This is a genomic window from Streptomyces sp. NPDC057638 (assembly GCF_042800315.1).
Lineage (GTDB): Bacteria > Actinomycetota > Actinomycetes > Streptomycetales > Streptomycetaceae > Streptomyces.
This window is the reverse complement of the sequence record NZ_JBHVHF010000002.1, coordinates 26091-47103: the sequence shown is the minus strand read 5'-3', so window position 1 is coordinate 47103 and position 21013 is coordinate 26091. Positions and strand designations below refer to the sequence as shown.

Annotated in this window: 21 protein-coding genes; 20 read left to right on the top strand and 1 reads right to left on the bottom strand. The window is 68.4% G+C overall.

Features of this window, described 5'->3' with window-relative positions; all coding sequences use genetic code 11:
• Window positions 1-8: 8 nt before the first annotated feature.
• Window positions 9-794 (bottom strand): aminotransferase class IV family protein, encoded by a 786-nt coding sequence (locus tag ACFVIM_RS00620; RefSeq protein ID WP_384296950.1) that lies wholly within the window; start codon window positions 792-794, stop codon window positions 9-11.
• A 218-nt stretch (window positions 795-1012) separates the two neighbouring features.
• Between ACFVIM_RS00620 and ACFVIM_RS00615 the strand changes: the two genes are divergently transcribed.
• From ACFVIM_RS00615 to ACFVIM_RS00520, 20 genes are all read left to right on the top strand, one after another.
• Window positions 1013-1447, top strand: a complete 435-nt coding sequence (locus tag ACFVIM_RS00615; protein ID WP_384296949.1) for an ATP-binding protein — start codon at window positions 1013-1015, stop codon at window positions 1445-1447.
• Window positions 1444-1920, top strand: coding sequence for a DUF6415 family natural product biosynthesis protein (locus ACFVIM_RS00610; protein WP_384296947.1), 477 nt, complete (start codon window positions 1444-1446; stop codon window positions 1918-1920). Before ACFVIM_RS00615 ends, ACFVIM_RS00610 begins: the two co-directional genes overlap by 4 nt.
• 145 nt (window positions 1921-2065) lie before the next feature.
• Entirely contained in the window at window positions 2066-2650 is a 585-nt protein-coding gene (locus ACFVIM_RS00605; RefSeq protein WP_384296946.1) for a hypothetical protein, read from the top strand.
• Window positions 2647-3240 (top strand): DUF6624 domain-containing protein, encoded by a 594-nt coding sequence (locus ACFVIM_RS00600; RefSeq protein WP_384296944.1) that lies wholly within the window; start codon window positions 2647-2649, stop codon window positions 3238-3240. The genes ACFVIM_RS00605 and ACFVIM_RS00600 overlap by 4 nt, the downstream gene beginning before the upstream one ends.
• Window positions 3241-3448: 208 nt before the next feature.
• Complete coding sequence (locus ACFVIM_RS00595) at window positions 3449-4426, top strand: endonuclease/exonuclease/phosphatase family protein (RefSeq protein ID WP_384296943.1); 978 nt, start codon at window positions 3449-3451, stop codon at window positions 4424-4426.
• A 33-nt stretch (window positions 4427-4459) separates the two neighbouring features.
• Entirely contained in the window at window positions 4460-4714 is a 255-nt protein-coding gene (locus ACFVIM_RS00590; RefSeq protein ID WP_384296941.1) for a hypothetical protein, read from the top strand.
• The gene (locus ACFVIM_RS00585) at window positions 4693-5751 is read left to right on the top strand and encodes an MvdC/MvdD family ATP grasp protein (RefSeq protein WP_384296940.1); all 1059 of its coding nucleotides are present in this window, start codon (window positions 4693-4695) and stop codon (window positions 5749-5751) included. Before ACFVIM_RS00590 ends, ACFVIM_RS00585 begins: the two co-directional genes overlap by 22 nt.
• A 291-nt stretch (window positions 5752-6042) precedes the next feature.
• The gene (locus ACFVIM_RS00580) at window positions 6043-6960 is read left to right on the top strand and encodes a TauD/TfdA family dioxygenase (RefSeq protein WP_384296938.1); all 918 of its coding nucleotides are present in this window, start codon (window positions 6043-6045) and stop codon (window positions 6958-6960) included.
• On the top strand, window positions 6957-9143 hold the full coding sequence (locus ACFVIM_RS00575) for a B12-binding domain-containing radical SAM protein (RefSeq protein WP_384296937.1): 2187 nt from the start codon (window positions 6957-6959) through the stop codon (window positions 9141-9143). Before ACFVIM_RS00580 ends, ACFVIM_RS00575 begins: the two co-directional genes overlap by 4 nt.
• A gap of 50 nt (window positions 9144-9193) precedes the next feature.
• Window positions 9194-10342 (top strand): glycosyltransferase, encoded by a 1149-nt coding sequence (locus tag ACFVIM_RS00570; protein ID WP_384297024.1) that lies wholly within the window; start codon window positions 9194-9196, stop codon window positions 10340-10342.
• 204 nt (window positions 10343-10546) lie between these two features.
• A complete protein-coding gene (locus ACFVIM_RS00565) occupies window positions 10547-10984 on the top strand; it encodes a DUF6093 family protein (RefSeq protein ID WP_384296935.1) in 438 nt (145 codons plus the stop codon).
• Window positions 10981-11403, top strand: coding sequence for a DUF6093 family protein (locus tag ACFVIM_RS00560; protein WP_384296934.1), 423 nt, complete (start codon window positions 10981-10983; stop codon window positions 11401-11403). Before ACFVIM_RS00565 ends, ACFVIM_RS00560 begins: the two co-directional genes overlap by 4 nt.
• Before the next feature lie 41 nt (window positions 11404-11444).
• The gene (locus ACFVIM_RS00555) at window positions 11445-11861 is read left to right on the top strand and encodes a hypothetical protein (RefSeq protein WP_384296932.1); all 417 of its coding nucleotides are present in this window, start codon (window positions 11445-11447) and stop codon (window positions 11859-11861) included.
• Entirely contained in the window at window positions 11845-12261 is a 417-nt protein-coding gene (locus ACFVIM_RS00550) for an HK97 gp10 family phage protein (protein WP_384297023.1), read from the top strand. The genes ACFVIM_RS00555 and ACFVIM_RS00550 overlap by 17 nt, the downstream gene beginning before the upstream one ends.
• A gap of 196 nt (window positions 12262-12457) precedes the next feature.
• Complete coding sequence (locus ACFVIM_RS00545; RefSeq protein WP_384296931.1) at window positions 12458-12763, top strand: hypothetical protein; 306 nt, start codon at window positions 12458-12460, stop codon at window positions 12761-12763.
• Between the two features lie 145 nt (window positions 12764-12908).
• Window positions 12909-13406: a hypothetical protein gene (locus tag ACFVIM_RS00540; protein ID WP_384296930.1), complete on the top strand. Its 498-nt coding sequence runs from the start codon at window positions 12909-12911 to the stop codon at window positions 13404-13406.
• Between the two features lie 14 nt (window positions 13407-13420).
• Window positions 13421-14023 carry a hypothetical protein gene (locus ACFVIM_RS00535; RefSeq protein ID WP_384296928.1) on the top strand — a complete coding sequence of 201 codons (603 nt, stop codon included), beginning with the start codon at window positions 13421-13423 and terminating at the stop codon, window positions 14021-14023.
• A gap of 336 nt (window positions 14024-14359) precedes the next feature.
• Window positions 14360-19180: a phage tail tape measure protein gene (locus tag ACFVIM_RS00530; protein WP_384296927.1), complete on the top strand. Its 4821-nt coding sequence runs from the start codon at window positions 14360-14362 to the stop codon at window positions 19178-19180.
• Window positions 19180-20070: a phage distal tail protein gene (locus ACFVIM_RS00525; protein WP_384296925.1), complete on the top strand. Its 891-nt coding sequence runs from the start codon at window positions 19180-19182 to the stop codon at window positions 20068-20070. The genes ACFVIM_RS00530 and ACFVIM_RS00525 overlap by 1 nt, the downstream gene beginning before the upstream one ends.
• A 15-nt stretch (window positions 20071-20085) precedes the next feature.
• Window positions 20086-21012: a hypothetical protein gene (locus ACFVIM_RS00520; RefSeq protein ID WP_384296923.1), complete on the top strand. Its 927-nt coding sequence runs from the start codon at window positions 20086-20088 to the stop codon at window positions 21010-21012.
• Window position 21013 lies beyond the last annotated feature (1 nt).

Here is a 21013-nt window from a genome sequence, read left to right as displayed (position 1 = left end):
AGCGGCTCCTACAGCTCCTCGCCAGGGATGGACAGGTAGGCGTCGCGCAGCTCGGTGAGGACAGGGTGCTCGACCGCCATCGGCTGGTCATCGACGGCCGAGATCGGACGGACGCCGATCGAGGTGTTGGTGGCGAACGCCGCCGCCATCTGCTTGGCCTCGTCCACGGTGACCGGTGCGACCTTCCAGTTGGCGCGCTGCTCCTGGAGCAGGGCCATGGTCACGCCGGGCAGGACCGGCGCCTGGGGCCACACCACCATCCCGTCGGCGTCGATGAAGCCCACGTTCCAGGTCCCGCCCTCGGAGATGAGGCCGTCGCGTCCCACGAACAGGGCGTCATCGAAGCCGCCGAGTTGTGCGGCGCGGCGAGCGTGGAGCGCGCCGAAGAGGCCGCAGTGCTTCACCAGGGGAAGGTCCCGCTCGTACGGGATGCTCATCGCGGCCAGTGGCGGAGGCGGGAGCTGCCCGGCGGTGCGGACGGTAACGAGCAGCTCCGGTTGGGTGGCGTCGGCGGGTCGTCCGAGGTTCACGGTGGGGTCGTAGTGGGTGACGCGGACGATGCACGGGCCGGACTGGTCCGTGAGGGCTCTGCCTACCAGGTCACGTACGAGGTCGGGGTCGACCGCGGTGCCGAAGACTTGCCGGCTGTCTCGGGTCAGGCGGTTGAGGTGCAGGGACAGTCCCCGGATGCGGCCCTCGGCGTCGACCCGCATGGACGTGAAGTGTCCGTACGAGGTGAGCGCGAGCGGCATCAAGTCGTCGGCGGTTACGGGCTGATCGCTGAGTGTCGCCATGCCCGTCAGCATGCCACCGCTCTCACCTCCGCCGTTACCTCGTTCGGGATTACTGACGAGTCAACTTCAGCGGGACTTCGTTCCCCGCCACCGCTCATCGGGTGTCAGCTGGTCACCACACCGACACACCTGGTGATCAAAGAGGTGTGCTGCGTAGCGCGGGAGGACCGCGCCTTCACTCACCCGTTCCACCTTCTTCCCCTGCTCGGAGAACGCCGATGATCTCCATGACCAGAGGGCTCCCCACGGCGGCACCCGCGGTCCATGCCTTCACCGTCGCCTTTGCCCCTCACGAGTCCCGCGTCCGGTACATGCGAAGGATCACGCGGGCCTGCCTCCGGTACTGGGACCTGGCCCCTCTGGCTCCCGACGCCACGCTGATGGTGTCGGAGCTGGTCACTAACGCGATCCGGCACGGGGACGGTCGCGCGGTGCGGCTCCGCGTCGAGCATCACACCACGGAGCTTCGGATCGCCGTCACCGACGGGACCTCCACGCTGCCGACACTCCACGACGCCCGCGACGATGACGAACACGGCCGGGGCCTCTACCTCGTCGCCGCCATCGCCGATGCCTGGGGAGTGAGTTCCGACGCCGGGACCACGTGGTGCTCCCTCGCCCTCTCGGCAACGGACGATCGGAGTGCGGCATGAGCACACCGACCACCGTTCATGGTCTGCCCGTACGTGACGCCGCCGCGGCCCGCGCGAGGCCCGTCGAGCGGGCACGTCTGGCAGCTCCGGAAGCCCTCGCAGGGCTGCTCGCCCGCCTGCACGCGTCCATCATCCAGGACGGTGTGGACGACTTCCTCGACCGGATTCTCAGCTGGGAAGCGAGGCCGCTGGGGCCGCTGGAGCTTCAGACGCTGGTCGATCGTCTCCATTCCTGCCTCTGGCCCCTGGTGACCGACGCCCTCCATGCTGCGGACGGCCACCCCGACCGCTACCTCCGCCAGCTCGTCGCCGCCGCAGGACGGCTCGATACCACGAGTATCGCGACGGAGTTCATCCCGACGCAGAGCCACGCCCGCCTGCTCGCCTCCCTCATCGTCGACCTGATGGACCTCGTCAGCGACGACCAGGACACCGGACCGGGCCCTGGCTTCGAGGCCGGGAGGCCCCAATGAGCCGGGACGCCCCTCCGCACCTTCGTGCCACGAGCTCGTTCCGGGCACTCTCGCCCCTCCGACCCTCGGTGCTACCGGATCCGCAGTCCACGTCCGGCACCCCTGCTCCACCGCCACCTCATCAGTGCACCTCTTGGAGTACCCCGTGACTGCCCCCGACCTCCGATGTCCCGACCGGTCGGTCCTCACCGACGCGATACGGGATCTCAACGCCACGTGCTCAGAGGTGGGCCTGCGCCTCGTGGCTTGCCCGAGCCCTGATGACCCCGGCCGCGAGGCCGTGCTGGGAACGGCCGACCCGGCCACGGTCCGCCAGCTGACGGACCTGCTGCGCGCCAGCATGACGCGCACTTACGACACCGTGGCCGCGCTGCGCGGCGCCGTCGCGGCGCACGGCGTGCAGGTCCCGGATCTGAGCGTGGTGGCCGGGGAGATCATGCTGGGGGATCTCACCGTGCCGGATGCCGAACGGCTCGCCCAGGTGCTCGGTGCGCCCGCCCGCGATCCGGAGGCGGAGCCGGTGAGCGAGCTGGCCGACTGGCCCCAGGGGAAGGAGGTCGCGGCCCGCTTAGGTCATGCGTTCCGTGAGGTGACGGGCAAGTTCATCGACCTGGCGTTCCAGCCCGACTGCTCCCGCTGCGGATCGAAGCCCGCCATCTCGACCGGAGCGGTCTCGGTCGGGACCGCCCGACTGCTTCTCGAAGCCCTGGAATACGGGGGGCAAGCGTGACCCCAGCAGTGGAACGACCGGACCTGGCCGGGAACCTCCTTCGGCGCGTCGCCGATGCCCGGCAGCACCGGCACCGCCTCCTCCGGGCCCAGCTCCCCGACGCCGAGTTGGGCCGCGCACGGCACTTCGACATCGCCGCCGCGAACGTGCTGCGGCGGATCGTCGCCGAGTACGGGTGGCCCACCAGGGCGCTCGTCGGGGAAGCCGCTGTCTGGGCGGCGTGGGAGATCGTCCTCCACGCCGACCCGATGGCCGACTTTCAGCGCCTGGCCCTGCGGCTGCTGGTCACCGCCGTCGAGCAGGGAGAGGCGACGGTCGGGCAGTGGGCGCACCTCCACGACCGGTGCGCGATCAACGCCGGTAGCCGCCAGACCTTCGGCACCCAGTACCGTCTCGAACTTCACGGTCCGGAGCTCGTACCGGTGGACGCCCCCGGCGACCTCGACTCGCGCCGCGCGACGGTGGGGCTGCGCCCGCACGGGGAGGCATTAGCCGATCTGCGGCGCCGACTCGGCTGGCCACCACCTGAGGAACCGCGCCGCCTGCTGTTCGCCGAGCCTGCCCCTCTGCTCGCGGGGGTGTCGGCATGACATTGCTCTGCGCGCGGCCCGAACGTCTATCACCGCACGCCCTACCTACCAGCGCCTCGGGCTCCGTCGCATTCGCCAGTAATGCGGGCAAGCCCTGATCCGCACCGCGCGCTCCCTGAGACCGCTGCCAAGGGCCTGGCTGACGCCGGTCCCAGCCTTCGCGCAGCGACGCACCACCCACCGCCTCCCCAACGAAAGGAATCGCCGGATGGGCAATCAGAGAACTGTGATCTGCTGGAACTTCGAGCGGAATGGGAAGGACGACCCCCAGCTACGGCGTCTGGCCCACGAACTCGTCGCCCAGCACAGGCCGCACCTCGTGCTGAGGCAGGAGATGTGGGGCGCGGACGAGAACGGCGCCACGGTGAAGTACGAGCTGGAGGAAATTCTCGGGATGCGGGGCTGGCTCGGCCCTCGCTCCTGCACGGCAGTCTTCGCCGACCAGAGCGTGTTCCGCACCGTACGGGAATGGCCCCAGACCGGTCCGATGTGGGTTCTGCCACCGACTGCCCTCACCATGCGCTATCTGCCTGCGGGCCGGGACGCCCTGCCCCTGATCGTCTCGTCGTTCCATCTCAACTACGCCTCCGGCACCATCCGCGTGGCTGAGACGGAGTGGCTGACCACCTGGGCCGACAAGCGGTGGACGACGGCGGGCGGCGCGAGTGTGCGTATCCCGGCGCTGCTCGGAGGGGACACCAACAGCTACCCCGAGCCCTCCGGACTGGAGGAACCCACACTCCCCGAGCTGGACCGTATCCGCGACGAGCCGCACCGGGCCCACCGCTCCTACCCCGGAACGAAGGGGCGACGGATGGACACCCGCCCGGACGAGATTCTTCGTACCGCCGGACTGAGCGACGTCGCCGTCCACCGCGCCGACCGGCCGGGAGGCAGCGTTGCCGCGCTCGCCCCCACCGTGGACGCCTGCGAGACACACGGCCCCGACGCCCGGATCGACCGCGTGTACGTCACCGACGAACTGCTGCCCGCCATCACCGACATGGACGTCATCCGCATCGGCCCGGAGATGTCAGATCACCACCTCGTGCGCGTTTCCCTCGACGGTGACCGGCTCGCGGACGTCCTCAACCGGCCGCCGAACGATCTCGGTGTGACCGCCGTCGAGAGCACCATGCCTCAGCGGCCTGAGGTCACCAGCGCGGCCTCTTCGACGACTGTCTGATCATCCTGTGATTCCAACGAAGGACATTGAGAAGTGACCTCATCTACCTCCACCCCCGTTGCCCTTGCGCTGCAACTGTTCACCGTTCCGACGCTGCTGGCCCAGCGGTCAGAGGCGTCGTTCGACCCGAACCTCCAGGTGTCGGTGCTCGTGGACGGAACGCTGCGCGCCGCCGACCCGAAGGCTCCCGACGGGCGCTCCATGACCCGCAGGGGAATGACGAGCAAGTCGGAGCACGAGATCGGGTCCGTGCTCGTCACGGGCGGATGGCCGGCCGCGCTGTGCTGACCTCACCAGTGGTGCGGACCGGATCGGGCCCGGTCTGTGTGATCACCACGGACGGCGACATCACGGCGGACCGCGTGGTCCTGGAGCTGGCCGAGGCTGTGCCGGTCATCCGGTTCGACCTCGCCGACTTCCCCTCCCGTGCGCGTCTGGACGCGAGTTTCGACGGCGCCCGGTGGGCCGGGACCCTCACCGCACGGGGGCGGACCGTGCGGCTGGAGGAAATCGGCAGCATCTGGTGGTGGCACCCTGGCCTGCCGGATGTCTCGAAGCAGTCCCTGGCGGTGGAAGAAGCGGAGTGGGTCCGCAACGAGACGGTCGCCGGGGTCGCCGGAACGCTGGCGTCCCTGGACTGCCTGCATCTCAACCACCCCGTCGCCACCCGGGCCGCCCAGATCAAACCCGACGTGCTGGTCCAAGCGGCGCGCTCCGGGCTCGCCGTTCCCCCGACCTGGGTCGGTAACCGTGTCGACGGCGCCCATCGCTTCGCGACCGGCCTCGACGGCCCGGTGGTGGTCAAGTCGCTGGTCAGCCCCGTCATCGACTACCACGACGGCCACAACGCCACCTTCTACACCACCCGACTCGACCCAGACATCCTCAACGAGTCGATCACCGCATGCGCCCACCAGCTCCAGTCAGAGATCGACAAAGCGTTCGAGGTCCGGCTGGCCGTTGTCGGGCGCGAGATGTTCGCGGCCCGGATCGACGCCCACAGCGCCGCTGCGGCAGCGGATTTCCGCTCTGACTATGACCACCTCACCTACACCCCGACCGTCCTTCCCGGCCACGTCCGGTCGGGCGTGTGGGCGCTGATGGATCACTACCGCCTCGACTACGCCGCGATCGACCTGATCGTCGACGACGACGGTCAGTGGTGGCTCGTCGATCTGAACCCGGCCGGACAGTTCGACTGGATTCCCGCCGAGCTGCCCGAGCTGGAGATCGTCCCCGCCATGGCCCGCCTCCTGACTCACGGCACCACCAGCCCACACCCCTGGCCAACACCCACACCCTCCATGGCCTCGGGGCCGCCGTGACCGCGGTTCGGCAGATCACGGAGATCCGGTAGCCGCTCCCCACCCGAAGCGGTTCCCCTCGCTGTCTCTGCCCTCCGGCCCTTGGCCTCACCAGCCACGGGCGCTGCCAGCCGCTTGAAGTTCCGTCTCCCGGCCCGCTGCTTCACCGGGCGTGGGCCGGGAGACGGCTCCCACCGTCCGGCGTCCGGAGAACGCGGCACCACCCGCCTTCTCCGCATGGGGCGCGCGAGCGCCCCGCGCCGGTACCTCCATCCGCTCCACAGAGCTCCGAAGGCATAGGAGAAAGCCAGTATGACCACGGCACCCAGCACCTTCCGCGTCCCCTTACCCGACACCCTGGTCGAACTCCTCGGCCGGAAGGTGATCGACCTTCCGGCCCCCGGACTCGAAGGGGGCCTACTGCGCGGCGACGTACACATGGCCTACGACCGGGTCCGCGCCGAGTCACCCGAAGCGCAGATCGTCGTCCACCGCTGCCGTGACCTCCTCAACGACCCGCACGGGGATGGGTTCGCCGTCCTGGAGGCCAGCCCGCTGCTCGACCGCTACGGCCTGGACGACGGACAGAAGGCCGCAACCGTCCTGTTGTCCTGGCTCGGTGTCCCGCTGCGGGCCTTCGACAGGTGGCCGTTGTGGAAGCCGCTCGGCACGAACCTGGCCATCGACCCGATGCGCGCCACGGGCGCGGGGCATAACCCGCTGCACATCGACGTCGTGAACGCGACCGAGCCCCCGGACTACAGCGCCTTGCTGTGCGTGCGCCCCGACCCGCGGGGCGAGGGGTACAGCATCGTCTCCCACCTCCGCCGCGCGGTGGACCGGCTCAGCGACGATGAGCGCGCCCTCCTCGCGGAGCCGGTGTTCCACGACGGCGCGTTCTACGACCTGACCGGTGTCGGCACGGAGTTCGACCCGTTCCCCGTGCTCGACGGCCTGCCGCCGACGAAGGGCTTCGTGCGGTTCACCGCGAAGATGCTCCCCGGCATGGACCTCGACCCGCACACCAGCGCGGTACGCGCGCTGGAGCGGGAGCTGATCGCCGAGCAGCGGACGTTCCGCCTGGGCTTCGGAGATCTGATCGTCGTGAACCAGCACGTGTGCGTCCACGGCCGTGAGGCCCTGGGAGAGGGGCAGGAGGAGGTGCCCAAGGAGCGGCGGCGCCTGCTGTGGCAGATGTTCCTGCGGGCTGGGGAGGCCGTGGCACGATGACGACCACCGACCTGGGGATGCCACTCCCGGCGGCGGTATCCCCGGCCGCCGCTGAGCGGCCGACGATGCCTCTGAAGGTCTGGCTCTGCGACCTCACCTACACCCAGCAGGCCGTGTCCGCCGAGACGATGCCGCAGGCCGTCGCCGGACTCGCGACCTACGCCGCGACGATCATGGACTTCAAGCGGATCCCCCGGATCTTCAAGTTCCCCCAGGACCTGGCGCACGCCCTGGAGACCCGCGGGGCCCCCGACGTGATCGGGTTCTCCCACTACATCTGGAACGCCCACCTGTCGATCGGCTTCGCCCGCGTCATCAAGGAGAAGTTCCCGGGCACCACCGTCGTCATGGGAGGCCCGCACTACCCCTTGCTCCGTGCCGACCAGGTCAGCTTCTGGTACGAGCGGCTGGCCGGGGCCGTGGACTTCTACGTCGACGGCGAGGGCGAGATCGCCTTCGCCGACCTGCTGCTCCACCTGAACAGCAAGCCGGGTGGCACGGTCCGCGACACGATCCCCGGCGTGCACTCCCTCTGCCCAGACCGCCGCGAAGTGTTCACGCCCCGCCCGCGCGACCGCATCCGCGACCTGGCCGACGTCCCCTCGCCCTACACGGCTGGGCTGCTCGACCCGTTCTTCGAGCGCGGCGGCGTGCCGACGATCACCACCACCCGCGGATGCCCGTTCGCCTGCACCTTCTGCACCGAGGGCCAGCACTACTTCTCCCGCGTCGCCAGGCGCCCACGTGCCGAGATCGAAGACGAGCTCCACTACATCGGCCAGAAGATGGCTCCGCTCGTCCAGGCCGGCACGGCGCGCAACGAGCTGCTGATCACCGACAGCAACTTCGGGATGTTCCCGCAGGACAAGCACACCTGCCAAACCCTTGCCGTATGCCAGCAGGTCTACGGCTGGCCGCGGGTCGTCAACGTGACCACCGGCAAGAACCAGCGCGAACGCGTGCTGGACGCCGTCTTCCAGGTACCCGGCGCCATCAGCCTGTCCGGATCGGTCCAGTCCCTCGACACCGATGTCCTCGCCGCCGTCGCGCGCAAGAACATCTCCGCCGAGAAGATGATGGAGATCGCGCTCCAGTCCGCGCAGGCCGGAACCCCGTCGTACAGCGAGGTGATCCTCGCCCTGCCGGACGACTCGAAGAAGAAGCACGTCGACAGCCTGCAAGGGCTGATGGACGCCCGGTTTGACCGGCTCAACATGTTCCAGCTCACCCTCCTGCCCTCCTCGGAGATGTACGCGCCGGCGTACCGGAAACGGTGGGGGCTGGGCACGCGGTGGCGGGTCATCCCGCGCTGCTTCGGCCGCTACACCGTGCTGGGCAGGGAGGTCCGCGCGGCCGAGCTGGACGAGGTGTGCGTCGAACTGCCGAACCTGTCGTACGAGGAGTACCGCGAGTGCCGGGTGATGGACCTGCTCGTCGCCTCCCTCTACAACGGCGGCGTGTTCGGCGCACTCCTCGCCGTACTCCGCGCCCACAACGTCTCCCCGATGACGTGGCTTGAGGAGTGCCTCGGCCAGCCGCACGGCGAGAGCCTCGCCCGCGTCCTGAACGAGTTCCTCCAGGAGACCGATACCCAGCTGTGGGATGACCGGCAGGACCTCATGCGCTTCGCCACGGCGCACGTCGACCGCTACATTGGCGGCGAGCTGGGCAACAATCTGCTCTACACCTACCGGATGCGGATGATCTCCGAAGCCCTGGAGAACCTGGCCGCCGTCGCCGTCCGGGCCGCGCTCGCCGTCCTGCGCCGTGCCGGGGCGGCCACTGGTACCTCTTCGCTCGTGGCCCGTCTCGTCCGGGAGGGCGCCGCGTACCACCGGCTGAAACTGTCGCAGGTCTTCACCACCGAGCCTCCCGCCGTCCTCCGCCAGACGGCCTACTTCGACATCGACCTCCTGCTGGAGGACGCACGGACAGGGGCAGAGTCACCCGACATCCGCCGCTACCGCCTGCCCGAGCGGATGAAGCGGACGTTCGTGCTCACCGACCAGCAGCGGTCCACGCTGCGCACCTACATGGGGGAGATGGGCTCGACGGCCGCCGGGCTCGGCTGGCTCCTCACCAAGGTCAGAATGCCTGATATCGTCCGGCAGGTTCGCATGACCGCCGTCGGCTCCGGCTCGTCGGATGCGGAGCCCTCACGAACGGATGCCGTCACGCCGTGACCGATGCCCTCGCTGCCCGCTTCGCCTCCTTCCGCCGTCCCTTCAAACTGATGGTGACCGGAGGCGGAACGGGCGGGCACACCTATCCCGCCCTGACCGCAGTCCGCGAGATGCAGACCGTCCTGCACAACCACGGCACGAGCGTGGACGTGCTGTGGGTCGGCACCGCCACCGGACTCGAATCCCGCGTCGCCCCCGCCGAGGGCATCCCCTTCGAGACCGTCCCGACCGGCAAACTGCGCCGGTCCAGCAACCCACTGAAGATGATCAACGCCGAGAACATGCGGGACATGGGCCGCGTGCCCAAGGGCGTGCTGGAGGCGCGCGCCATCGCCCGCCGCGTCCGCGCCGACGTCATCCTCTCCACCGGCGGCTACGTCGCCGTACCCGTCGGCTTCGCCGCCCGCGCGACAAAGACCCCCCTGGTCATCCACGAGCAGACCGTACGGCTCGGCCTGGCCAACCGGATCCTTGCCCGCTCCGCGACCGCCGTCGCCCTCTCGTCCGAGAACTCCCTGAGCCTCCTGCCGGACTCCGTGGCCGCCAACGCCGTCGTCACAGGCAACCCCGTCCGCCCGACCGTGTTCACCGGCCAGGCGGCCAAAGCCGCGCCCGCCCTCGGCATGGCTGGGTACAACCCGGCGCTCCCCACCGCCTACATCACGGGCGGCGCGCAGGGCAGCGAGCAGATCAACGGCATGATCCGGGAGAACCTGTCCTGGCTGCTGTCCGTCGCCAACGTCATCCACCAGTGCGGACCGGCCTGGGTGGACAAGTCCCGCCAGGCCGCCGCCGGACTGCCGCCCGAGCTACACGCCCGGTACTGGGTGGACGGCTTCGTCGGCCCTGAGCTGCCCGACGTCCTCGCGCTCGCCTCCGTCGTCGTCTCCCGCAGCGGCGCGGGCACCATCTCCGAACTGACCGCGCTCGGCAAACCGTCCATCCTCATCCCCCTTGCCTCCTCGGCGGGCAACGAGCAGGAGCACAACGCCCTGCATCTCCAGCAGGCTGGGGCTGCTGTGGCACTCACTGGGGAACAGGTGAACGCCCGCGCACTCCGGGCGGCCCTCGAACCGGTGCTGTACGACCCACAGCGCCGGGAGGCCATGGCGACGGCCGCCCGCGCGATGGGCAAGCCCGACGCCGCGTCCCGGCTGGTCGACGTGCTGCTGAACGTCGCGCTCGGCGGCTTGAAGTAGCCGTACGGCGGCGGGATTCAGTGCAGGGCCCTCCCGTGGTTACGAGGGTGTCCGACACCTCTCATAGCGTCGGCTGAACGGACCACGCGAGTGCCACGGCGACCGACTCAGCTGTCGATTGTCACCGCTGGGGCTGGGTTCCACAACTGGAACCCAGCCCCAGCACGAGTGGGTGTACCCAGAGGGAGGGCTAGGGTCGAACGTATGACCACTTCCCAAGGGCTGACGCTGGGGAGCGTCGGTGAGTTCGTCGAACGTCGGATCCTCAAGGACCGAATCCGCATCGAGCGGAAAGGTGAGCCCGTCTTCAACCCTGACACGGGGCAGTATGAGCCCGGCCCTCCCGTCTTGGTCTACGAAGGGCGCGGGGCGATCACTCCAGTCGGAGGACCGTCCTTCGTCCTCCACCTGGCTGGCCAGCCATACGTAGACGACACCCCCTCCCGCTACCGTGTGCTCACGCCGATGGTCGCGCCCGTGGCATCACGGGAAGACACTGTCACGGTCGTCCAGTCTGAGGACCCGTCCGCGCTGAAGCGCACATGGCGGGTGACAGACCTCGGCGAGACGTCCACTCTCAGCGTCGTGCGCATCACGTGGGTGGATCAGGTCACCCAGACGAGTGGAGGTGCGGCACGGTGACCACAGGCATCGACCCCGCAGAAGTCCAGAGGCAGCTCGAAGACAAGCTCCTCAAGGACACGATCAGGATCTCCCGGGTCACCGGCACGGCCGTGCTCGATCCTGTGACCGGCCTCGTCGGCCCTGTTCCCGCGGCGGTGATCTACGAGGGACGGGGGGCTGTCCTTTCCGGACACGGCCAGGTGACGGCTGAGGGCATCGTCGGACGCCAATGGCTGGACGACACCGTCTCGTGGTACCGGCTTCTGACTCCCCTTGGCGCAGCCGTACCTGCACGGTCGGATCGTGTCGAAGTGGTGACGGCGTACTCGGGCAGTTCGGCGACTTTGGGGCGAACGTGGCAGGTCCTTGACTCATCGGAGGCCAGCACTGTGGAGTTGGTCCGCGTCACGCGGCTCGATGAGATCACCCCTCCCTGAGGGCAGGTTGGGCGAATCTGATTCGCGCATACGCTCGACGTATGGAGATTGATAAGGAATCGCAGACCGAGGTGAAGCGCGTGCGCATCGCCTCGGAGGGAACCATCGGCTCGCTGGAGATCGATGGTGTGGACTGCTCTCGCTACGTGTCCGCGTACGCGCTCAGGCACACCGCTGGTGAGCCACCCTTGCTCGTCGTGGAACTGGCACCCGCTCGGGTATCGCCTCACTTCGACGGATGCGCCCGCGTCGCCGTAGGGGTGCCGTACGAGCCCGGCGAAGCTGCCGCGCGATTCCTCTCCGCCATCGACCCCTCCCTCCTGGAGAGGGCTGCAATGGCGCGACCGGATCTGAGAAGCGACGAGCACGGGTACACCGCCTCGGTGCTCACGCAGCTCCAGGAGTGGGCCCGTGGCGAATTCGGCGAATCGGAAGGCAGTGATGACATCGCCGCGTAGCTCGCGCGTTGGCGCGTCCGGGAACGCTGCGGAGATCGCCGCTCGACTCGACGCGCGTGCTGCGAGGTCATTGCCCGAGACGGTTGCGATCGTCCAGCACTACGCCATGCTCCTGGAGACTCGGATCAAGGCCAAGGCATCGGGGCGCCCGGGGCCGAACGCCCCGACGGGCGACTACCGACGTAGCTGGACCCATCAGATCGCAACCAATGGCGCGTTGGTCGTCGGGACCGTCGGCACCAACAAGCCTCAGGCCCGCAGGCTCGAATTCGGCTTCGTGGGAGCCGACAGTCTCGGGCGCATCTACAACCAGCCGCCCTTCCCTCACGTGGGTCCGGCCGTTGAGGAGATCCGGCCTCTCTTCATCGCGGCACTCGCCGACTCGATCGCTGACCGCTGAGCGGTCGGAAACTCGCCCGCATGCCACCGGCGGTTCATCCGACTCGACGAACCGTTGGAGAGATATGCCCGTTTCAGGGCGAGAAGTGTCCCTCGCTGTCCAGAAGATGTTGTCCACAGCGACCACTCGGAGCTGTGGATATGGAGTCGCGCCGACTACCTCCAGCTTGCCCTCGGGCGCGCAGATTCCCTACAGCGTGCTCTACCCGCTCGGAGTGACCACAAGTGGGCCGCCGTATGGGGATCCCGATGCGGACGCCCGGGTGCTGCTTCAGCTCACGTCGGTGGCGACGACTGCTGAACAGGTCGAATGGATGGCTGACAGGGTCCGGTCGGCCATGGTGTCCCGGCAGAAGGACGGCTCGTACGCGAGGCCGATCATCGTGACTGGCTGCTCTGTCATGCAGCGGTTTGTCGATAAAGAGGAAGGCGTGGCCGTATCCAGTGGCGTATACAGTTACGTTCAGCGGTACGTGATCGAGCTGACCACGCTCAACTCCTGATCACCACCGCACTCACCGCGGAGACTCCTCGCGGACGCCCGGCCACCACCGGTACGGGCCGATTTCCCTTACACATCGCCTGTCGGCGACGAGTTGGGGGACGGTCCGGGTGGAGTCCTCACGGGTCGCTCCCCCGGAGGAGCACATGGCCATCACGCAGAAGCGGTTCATGCGGCGCGGGGTAACGAAGTTCTTCTTCCTCCCAAAGGTCACCGCCACCCCGCCGGTCCCCTCTCGGACGGAGTTGACCACGGCCACGGAACTCTCCGAGGCCATCAGTGACATCGAGGGCTGGGCCTTGGAGAACGCGGCTATCGATACCCCCGACATGGGGTCCAAGTTCACTACCAGCATCGACGGTGAAGACAAGGCCGATAGCTCCAGCTTCACCTTCTACGAGGACCAGGTGGATGACTCCTTGGAGAGACTGCTGTCCAAGGGCGTCGAGGGTTTCGTTGTCATCCTGCGGAAGGGAGACATCCCTGGCGGCAAGAGCATGGACACCTTCCCCGTTCGCGTCGGCAGCCGGTCGGCCTCGTACACGGCTGCCGCTGAGCCAGCCAAGTTCAAAGTGTCCTTCGTCATCACGGACCAGCCAGTCCTTGACTCGCCTGTACCGGCTGCGGCCGTCCCCGGGCCCTGACGAGAGGGTGTCGTATGTCCACCATCACTCCACCTCCGGCTGCCGTTGCCCGAGACCCGCACTGGTCCGCCAAGATGGCCAAGCTCCGAGCCCGCCGACTGGCCGAGAGGACGGTGCGGATCTGCGATGAGCCCACCCTCAAGGCGAGCGTCACCGAAGCCGCGCTCGGGCTGGCGAAGGCACGCACCCAGGCCCAGGCCAGCTCTATCGATCAGGCCGTTCCCGAAGAGCAGCGTGAGGACTGGGTCCAGAGTGTCCCCGAGGTCATTGCCGCCGAGGGGAGGCTCGCCGACGCACAGCGCCAGCTCGACGAGGCCACCATCCAGTTGATCTTCCGAGCCCTTCCCCGGCCTGCGTGGGAGCAGCTACTCCGGGATCACCCGCCGACTGAGGCGCAGGCGGACAGCGGGATGGAGTACAACGTCGAGACCTTCCCCGCCGCCCTGATCGCTGCCTGCCACATTGAGCGCGACGAGACCGGGACGGAGGTCGCGGGCATGACGGAGGTTGAAGCCCAGGAGCTTCTTGACCTTTGGGCGGACTCGGACGCGAAGGCGCTGTTCACTGCCCCGCTTCTGGTGAATCAGACACCCAGGACGGACCTGGGAAAAGGCTGACGACCGACGCAGGATTCCGCGCCGAGATGGAGCTGTGCGCCGACTACGGAATCCCACACAGCCAGTTCCTGGGGGCAGGCGACGGCCGCTGGTCAGCACTCGACCGAGCCAAGGCGATCGCCCACCTCTCCTTCACCAGATCGGTCTGCGACGGCTGCGGCACGCGCGGAGCTGAATGGGACGAAGCGGCGGGCGGCGATCGGTTCGCGTATGTGCCTGAGGCGCACAGGTGCCCGGGGTGCGAGCTGATCGAGATGGAACGCGAGCAGATTCCGGATGGCTCAGAGGGGCGTGGGATGAAGATCGGGCTCCGGCCTCGGAAGGACGTGTAACGCCGTGAGCGGCGCGTACAACCTCTACGTCAACCTCATCGCCAACACGGGCAACCTCGCCGCCGGGTTCAGGGGCGCGGCGGGGCACGTTCGAGGCCTCGATCGGGACCTTGCGGGTCTTGGCGCCCGGATGGCCGCGCTCCAGGCCGCGTCGGACGGGCTCGCCAGAGCCCAGGTCGCCGCCAGCGCGGAAACGATCCGTTCACAGGCCCAGATCGTGCAGGCGAACCAACGGGCGGCTGCCGCTCAGCAGGCGGTCGTACAGTCCCAGCGCACTCAGGCCCGCGCCTCTGCCGTCGCGACCTCGGTGGCGACCCGGGCACAGCAGGCACAGACCGCTGCTGTCCTCGCGGGTGAGCGGGCAGCACGCGCTCAGGCACTCGCCCAGACCATGGCTGCGCGCGCCCAGGAGACAGCAGGCCGCGGAGCGCAGGCGGCCGCGCGGACCGCACGAGCAGCGCAGGACGCCGCCGACCGCGCCACACGGGAGCATGCCGCCGCGCAGGCCCGCGCGGTCACCGCCCAGCAGGCGGCAGCCCGAGCGACCGCCCTTTCGCAGCGGGCTTCGGCGGGGCTGGCCGACGCTGAGACACGGGCCCGAAACGCGGTGGGCGCCCGTGACGAGGCCCAGCGCACCGCCGCCCGGAACGCTCAGGCGTCCGCGAGGCAGGTGGCGCGCGCCGAATCGGAACTCATCGCCGCGGTGAACGCCCGCGCGGCCGCCTTCGCCCAGGGCGGCCTGGTCATCGGAGCGGCCCTCGGCCTCGGCGTCGCCAACGCCATCCAGCTTGAGAAGGCGATGGCGAACGTTCTGACGATCTCCCAGGAGATCGACTCGGGCAACGTCGACCAGTACACGGACGCGGTCATCCGCCTGTCGACCGAGGTCCCGCAGTCCGCCGAGATGCTGGCCGATGGCCTCTACCAGATCGTGTCCACCGGCTTCGACGGCGCGGAAGCCCTGTGGATCCTGGACGCTGCGGCGAAGGGCGCCTCGGCGGGCCTGACGACGACCGAGGTCGCGGCGCGGGCGGCCCTCGGAGTGCTCAAGGCGTACGGCCTGCCCGCGTCGGCCGTCAACGACGTCCTGGACACGATGTTCCAGACCGTCAATCTGGGCGTCATCACCTTCGAAGAGCTGGCGAGCGAGCTCGGAGACGTCGTGCCCATGGCTGCGGCGGCTGGCGTCGAGTTCCACGACATCGGTTCCGCGATGGCGGCGATCACCCTCGCTGGCATCCCGACAGCGGAAGCCGCGACGGCGCTGAACATGCTCTTCACTCGCATGTTGACGCCGACCCGCGAGATGCGGGACGCGATCCGGGAGGCTGGCTACGAGTCCGTCGCTGCGGCTATCAGGCAGGACGGTCTCTACGTCGTGGTGAACAAGCTCCGCGCCGCTACTGGCGGATCTGCGGACGGCATCTCCCGGATGACCAAGGACATTCGCGCGACCCGGGCCATGCTGGCCCTGTCGGCGGCTGAGGGCAAGAACTACGCCGAAACCTACGAGGGGATCTCCGTAGCCGTGCAGCGCGCTGGCGCGACGGAGCGGGCCTATGCAATCCAGATGGACACCACGGCCGGGCAGTGGGCTCTCGCCCGCAACCAGCTCTCGGCTCTGGGTATCGATCTGGCCCGCGGCCTCCTGCCCGTTCTCCAGACCATCGGCGAGTACGTGAGCGTCGTTGTCGGTGCGGTCAACGACCTGCCGGGCCCGGTGAAGAGCCTGGCTGGGGTCCTGATCGCGGTAGCCGCAGCCGGGATGCTGGCCCGCGCGGCCTTCATGAAGTTCGGCCTCCAACTGGTCGCCTTCCGGCAGCAGGTCACCGCAGCCCGCGCGGGCGGCGCCGTGCTTCCCGCCATCCTGTCGGGTGCTGGCATCGCTGTGGCCGGTCTGGCGACCGTGCTCACGATCGGCGTGGCCGCCTACGCCGCCTACTCGGCGAGCAAGCAGAAGGCCAAAGCGACGACCGAGGAACTCATCACCGCGCTGCGCGCCGAGCGTGAAGAGGGCGAGCAGGGAGCTGGCATCCGCAAACTCGCCGAGCAGCTCACCAGCAGCGGCGACGTGAAGAAGCTCAAGGACGCCGGGGTCGAGATCGAGCGAGCCATCGACGCGATTACCAGCGGGGGCAAGAAGTACAAGGACCTCTTGGCGGAGATGGAGTTCGGCAAGGCGGCGTCGTGGGAGGTGTCCGGCCGGGCCTACACCTACGATGCCTCCTTCGACCGCGCCAAGGCAGTGCTGGAGAAGCAGCACAAGGTGTGGTCGGACGCCGTCAAGAAGGAGTCGGCGCTCGCAGCCAGCATGGAGGTCGTCAACGCCAAGATCAAAAACCAGCGCCTGGAGATGGCGGGCCTGTGGGATCTGACGGCCCAACTCCCTACCGACCGGGTGGGCGCGATTCAGTACACAGCCGAGATGGAAGCCATGGGCAAGGCCCTGGCCGACATCGTCGACCCCGCGAAAGCATGGCGTGCCGCCCAGGACCAGGTCGCCGAAGCGAACCGCAAGGCGGGCAGGTCCGCCGACGCTGCGAAGGCGAGCCTCTCGGACTACCTCGACCAGCTCCGAAAGCAGCTGGCGGCGCAGAGAGAGTGGCAGACGAACCTCGGTCGCCTCGCGGCATCAGGCCGTCTCGATCTCGTGGACCATTTCGCGGAACTCGGGGTCGACGCAGCCCCGATGCTCGACGAGCTGGTCCGGCAGCTCGGCGCTGGCAGCACGAAGGTGGCAGACGAACTCGAAAGCATCATCCAGGAAGGCGCGGCCCGCGCGACTCCCGCCTTTCGGGCAGGTCTGGAGAACCTGCCCGGCATCGCTGCCCGGTACGGCAAGGAGATCGCCGCAGCCTGGGCTGATGCCTCGTCCACCAACGACCCCGGGAAGCTCGCCGCCGCGATGCAGCGCATGGCCCTCGCGGACTTCGGACGCGTGGCCAGACGCCTGCCAGAGGAAGCCCGATCGTCGATGGAACAAGGGATGAGGCTGCTCGCAGACGTGGCGGCCCGCGGCGGCAAGGAGGCTGCCGAGGCACTGAAGACCAGCCTCCTCACGGGGAACCTGGAGGCGGTACGAACCCAACTGGCGCACACATTCGGTGCGGATCTGCCCATCGAAGCACCCGACCTGTCCGGTGTCGTCGCGGCGTTCAAGCAGGCCGGTGGCCAGGCGAATATGGAGTGGGCAGGGGCCCTGTCGCTCATCCAGGTCACCGCAGCCACCAAGGGCGCCGCCGCGGCGCGTAGCCTCACGTCCGCTCTGCTGTCGGGCGACATGGCGGCGGTGAAGGCGATGCTCAACTCCATCGGCCTCTCGGTTCAGGCCATCCCCGGTCAGAAGCACATCAGCGTGAACGTCACCACGAACCAGCCACCGCCCGTCGTCGTGCCGATCCTCTTCCAGCGGCGGGCGAGCGCGCACGACAAGGACGCCAACGGCGTTCCGGACTTGATTCAGGCTCCGGTTCGGCAGGCTGACGGCGGAGTCCTGTCGTTCTTCGCGAATGGGGGCATACGCAAGGAAGAGCACGTCGCGCAGATCGCGCCGGCCGGAAGCTGGCGCATCTGGGGTGAGCCGGAGACTCACGGGGAGGCTTACGTACCTCTCGCCGAGGCCAAGCGGCCGCGCTCCAAGGCCATTGTGGAAGAGGTCGTCCGCCGCTTCGGAGGCGAGGTCGCCTGGTACGCGAATGGTGGTCTCACCGGCTTCCAGTACGAGGCCCCGGAACTGTTCTCCCTGTCCGGGATCGCCGGTGACTCCAAGACGAAGAAGGGCACGTTCTCCCTCGCGCTGTTCGCCAAGAACCTCGACAAGTCCACTGGCGTTGCGGCCCGGTGGCGCGCGGATCTGGATGCTGTGGCGCGGCGTGCCGGCCAGGACGTCGCGGACGCGCTGGCCGACATGGGCGAGGACGGCATCGCGCTGACCCGCAAGATGGCCACCGGCAGCTCGAAGTACGTCAACGCCATGGCTGCTGATCTCCGCAAGCTCGCGGCAGCGTCGAAAGCCAGCCTCAGTTCGTACACCAGCCAGCTGAAGCAGGCGGTCAAGGACCAGATCGCCTTCGAGCAGCACCTCACGCAGCTCGCCGCCAGCGGGTACGGAGACCTCGCCACGATGCTCGCCGAGCAGGGAGACTCAGACGCCGAGACCCTGGCTGCCGCAGCAGTGAAGGACAAGAAGAGCGCGCAAGCCGCTAATGATCAAGCCAAAGCCGCGAGCCAAGCAGTCCCGGATGCTGACCTCCCCGACCTCGTCGCGATCATCTCCGCCATCAAGAGCAGCAAGACCGGTATCCACCAGGTCGTCGACTCCACGGGCATCGAGGTGGACCGCGTCATCGAGATCGCCAACCTTGCGCTCAAGCACATCAAGAAGGCTCTCGGTGCCAAGGGAGCCACATTCCTGGAGGACCTGAGCCGGGCCAATCGGGGCCTCGCCTTTGAGACAGGGGGAATCCTCACCCCCGGCCTCTACGCCACGAGTAACGGCATTATCCGCTTCGCTGAGCCCAGCACCCAGGGAGAGGCATACATTCCTCTCGGCGCCGGGACGCGCGGGTCTGCGGCCAGAGTCCTCGCCGACGTCGCCCAACGCTTCGGCTACCGGCTGACACCCGCGTCGACCGGGCCCTCCCGGATGGTCGACGCCCGGCCCACTGCCAGCGTCCAGGTCGTCGTGGTTCGCGAGCAGCCGAAGTCCCTCATCGAGAACATGCCCGTCACCGTGCACGCAGACGGCAGAAGCGACGCTGCGGACGCATTCGGCACCGAGATCATGCGCAGGCTCCGCAACGCCCAGCGCGGCGGACGAATCTGATGAGCCTCAAGGACTGGCAGATCGACGTCGCCGGATTGATCCTCGGCCCTGGCTCGCCGTACGTCCTCGCGGACGTGACAGGGCTCGGCGCACCGCCCCTGCGCACCCAGGACGTCGACAACCCCGTAGACGACGGGGCCTACCCCGGCGTCGACTACTACGGCCAGCGCCTCGTGCGCATCGAGGCGGCGATCCGCACGCCCGGAGACCCTGCGGCGGCCACCGATGCCCTCGCCCGCCTGCATGAAGCCGCCGCGCGCCCGTCCGTGCGGAGGACGGCCGGAGCTCTGGCAGTCCTCCGGCTGAAGTGGCCTGGGCGCGAGGCACGCCGCCTCTACGGCCGGGTCAGACGCGCGGACGCCATCTCCACCGCCCAGACGATCTATGGGTGGATACCGCTGGAGATCGAGTTCGCCGCCGATCCGCGCTTCCACGGCGACGTGCAGCAGACCCTCACGCTGCCACTCGACATCTCGCAAGACAGGCAGGGATTCAAAGCGCCGCTGACCGCGCCTCTCACCACGGGCGTGGCCAACCCGTCGACCCGGCCCGGGTGGGTTCACAACGACGGTGATCTCCCCGCCTACCCGAAGCTCCGCATCACCGGGCCGATCACCAACCCGCGCATCTGGATCGTCGAGACGGGCCGATCGCTAGAGCTGTCGATCACCCTCGGCCAAGGCGAATGGGTCGACATCGACACACGGCCGGGGACGCGGTGGGTGCTGCGCAACGGGACAGGTAACGCGAGCTCCGCGCTGGCCGGCGCGTCGCGTCTCGACCGGTTCACGATTCCATCCGGCCGCTCAGAACTCCGCTGGACTGCCACCGACTACACCAACACCTGTCGACTCACCGTCCAGTGGCGCGACGCCCACACCGCCCTATGAAGAGGAGTACGCACCATGGCTCTGATCCAGCCCCCCATGCTCGTCCACGGCGGAACCCACCCCGCCCGCGCCATGCGCATGATGATCCGGGACCTGGCTCGTGGAAGCGCGGGCGTGACCGAAGGCAACGATCTGCGAGTCAGCCCGCTGTCCACGCCTGGTGCCGGAGTCCGTGTCGGCGACGGGTCGGCGGTCATCCGAGGCGCGACCTGGGGACAGGGCTCCTACACCCAGTACAACGTCGGCGACGCCACGGTCCCGATCGCGCCCACCGGGGCCAAGCCCCGCTCCGATCTGATCTGCCTCCGAGTGGAGGATCCCGAGTACGAAGGTAACCGGAACCCCGCAACCGAGGACATCGGCTACTTCCATGTGGTCAGCGGAGTGTCCAGCACGATGACCGCTACGCCAGCCGGAATGACTGCGATCCCACTCGCCCGGCTCGACATTCCCGCGAACACGGCCACCATCACCTCAGCCATGATCAGAGATCTACGGCGAATTGCTAACCCGCGTCGAGAAAGCACACTCCTCAATTCCTTCCCCACCGCATCCAGCACGCTCAAGTACAACGACAACAAATGGCACAAGTGGCCTTCGGCGGGGGCCTGGAACATCACCATTCCCTCCTGGGCCACTACCGCGAAGATCGTCGTGACCGTCGCCGGACTACGGATGATCGGTGGCAACGTCTACGCGCGAATGCGCCAAAGCTTGGGCTCCGACGTCGGCCAGGAGACCCCGATTGACGATGACCAGGCCCACATCAGGCGCAGCACGGTCGTCCTCGGCGACACGGTCTCCATCTCCGCATCCGCTCGCGGTACTACCCAGCGCCTCTCTCTGGAGACCTACATGCACAGGTCAGAGAGCGGCGACCTGACCGTCGACGACGGCACGTCGTTTTTCTGCCAGATCGAGTTCACTGAAGGCGTCATCTGAC

Bases quoted from the DNA above. Each gene is read 5' to 3' on its own strand.
- ACFVIM_RS00620 (WP_384296950.1), bottom strand. From the start codon at position 794: ATGGCGACACTCAGCGATCAGCCCGTAACCGCCGACGACTTGATGCCG.
- ACFVIM_RS00615 (WP_384296949.1), top strand. From the start codon at position 1,013: ATGATCTCCATGACCAGAGGGCTCCCCACGGCGGCACCCGCGGTCCAT.
- ACFVIM_RS00610 (WP_384296947.1), top strand. From the start codon at position 1,444: ATGAGCACACCGACCACCGTTCATGGTCTGCCCGTACGTGACGCCGCC.
- ACFVIM_RS00595 (WP_384296943.1), top strand. From the start codon at position 3,449: ATGGGCAATCAGAGAACTGTGATCTGCTGGAACTTCGAGCGGAATGGG.
- ACFVIM_RS00585 (WP_384296940.1), top strand. From the start codon at position 4,693: ATGGCCGGCCGCGCTGTGCTGACCTCACCAGTGGTGCGGACCGGATCG.
- ACFVIM_RS00580 (WP_384296938.1), top strand. From the start codon at position 6,043: ATGACCACGGCACCCAGCACCTTCCGCGTCCCCTTACCCGACACCCTG.
- ACFVIM_RS00575 (WP_384296937.1), top strand. From the start codon at position 6,957: ATGACGACCACCGACCTGGGGATGCCACTCCCGGCGGCGGTATCCCCG.
- ACFVIM_RS00570 (WP_384297024.1), top strand. From the start codon at position 9,194: ATGGTGACCGGAGGCGGAACGGGCGGGCACACCTATCCCGCCCTGACC.
- ACFVIM_RS00565 (WP_384296935.1), top strand. From the start codon at position 10,547: ATGACCACTTCCCAAGGGCTGACGCTGGGGAGCGTCGGTGAGTTCGTC.
- ACFVIM_RS00555 (WP_384296932.1), top strand. From the start codon at position 11,445: ATGGAGATTGATAAGGAATCGCAGACCGAGGTGAAGCGCGTGCGCATC.
- ACFVIM_RS00550 (WP_384297023.1), top strand. From the start codon at position 11,845: ATGACATCGCCGCGTAGCTCGCGCGTTGGCGCGTCCGGGAACGCTGCG.
- ACFVIM_RS00540 (WP_384296930.1), top strand. From the start codon at position 12,909: ATGGCCATCACGCAGAAGCGGTTCATGCGGCGCGGGGTAACGAAGTTC.
- ACFVIM_RS00535 (WP_384296928.1), top strand. From the start codon at position 13,421: ATGTCCACCATCACTCCACCTCCGGCTGCCGTTGCCCGAGACCCGCAC.
- ACFVIM_RS00525 (WP_384296925.1), top strand. From the start codon at position 19,180: ATGAGCCTCAAGGACTGGCAGATCGACGTCGCCGGATTGATCCTCGGC.
- ACFVIM_RS00520 (WP_384296923.1), top strand. From the start codon at position 20,086: ATGGCTCTGATCCAGCCCCCCATGCTCGTCCACGGCGGAACCCACCCC.